Annotated in this window: 1 protein-coding gene and 1 pseudogene; one reads left to right on the forward strand and one right to left on the reverse strand. The window is 48.2% G+C overall.

Translation table 11 applies throughout. From position 1 onward, the window contains the following. A partial coding sequence (locus HMPREF2942_RS04900; protein WP_070688537.1) for an S-layer homology domain-containing protein occupies window positions 1–782 on the forward strand: 782 nt, incomplete at its 5' end. A 57-nt stretch (window positions 783–839) separates the two neighbouring features. On the opposite strand, the pseudogene HMPREF2942_RS04905 reads toward HMPREF2942_RS04900, so the two are convergent. Continuing rightward, window positions 840–1,210, reverse strand: a pseudogene (locus tag HMPREF2942_RS04905) (transcriptional initiation protein Tat); the annotation flags it as partial.

Consider the following 1,210-nt stretch of genomic DNA (forward strand, 5'->3'; position numbering starts at 1 on the left):
CGGTACTGCTGGCAGGTGCCATGGTGTGCGGTAGCGTGCCGGCATATTCTCTTGGTGTTCTGAAACCTCGCCAAGTGACCCCTATTGTGCAGCCCAATGAACCGGCGGTGACCTGTAACGACCGCGCAATCTACGAATATAAGTACCTTCCGAATGCTTATGTGACTTACAGTCGCAAGATTATCTACGACTGGGCTGAGTGCGTTGGTCTAATTTCTGAATACCAGAAGTATCAGCTAATCGAAGAAAACACCGTAATTTCCCGTGGCCAGTTTGTGGAGTATTTGTATCGTCTGTCGGGTTCTCCTGAGGTGAAGAATCTTCCGGCTCAGTCTCCGTATGGCGATATCAAGACGGATGATCCGCGTTTTCCTGTGGTGATGTGGGCTCGTCAGCGGGGCATTACCTGGGGTTGGAGTGATGGGAATTTCCATTACGATGCCCCCGCGAATGAAACGACGACAGTAATCATGGCATACCGCCTAGCTGGTAGTCCGGCGGTCAAGCTACCCGATATGAATCCTCCGAATGAGGAAGAGCCCTGGACCAAGCGGAACCCCAACCTTCCTTACGGCTCAGAGTTGCATCGGGCCTATGTTTGGTTGAAATACACTGGAGCCGGCTTTGATAAGAAGTACACTGGCTTCCACGAATCGGTTAGGTACCATGACGTCGCGAGCATGGACTCTGAAGGTCGACGAGTGAGCCAATGGACTTTCCAGGCAACATATGAACAGGCTTTTGAAGTATTGCGCATGGCAGATACTCGAGGCGTATTTTAAGAGATTATAAAAATAGTTTGGTCCCCTGCTCTTCTATGCAGGGGACCAAACTATTTTCTAGTTTTCTGTGGACTCATTCTCGGCTTTAGGGATTCTCGGCGCTACAAGCTTTCCCTCAAATTTAAAATTATTAATTTCGATCCTTAATAGCTCATAAAGCTCAGAGTTGATTTTAAGAACCCATTTATCCCCCATAATTTTCTTTTGGGCCGCAGTTCTGGTCTTATCACTCATCTGACAAGCATCGAAAGCATTTGCGCCAATAATACTAAGACGCTTTGCGCCACCTTCAAGATAGAACCCCCATTGTGCTGCGAGAGCCTTATCTAGTGGAAATTTATCCTCTGGCTTGTCACTATCTTCGTAAGGATTATCAGAGCGCACTCCTGTAAAGGTGCAGTCGCTAGCCCACGAGCTGATATACCAGT

This window comes from Rothia sp. HMSC071C12 (genome assembly GCF_001813895.1).
Lineage (GTDB): Bacteria > Actinomycetota > Actinomycetes > Actinomycetales > Micrococcaceae > Rothia > Rothia mucilaginosa.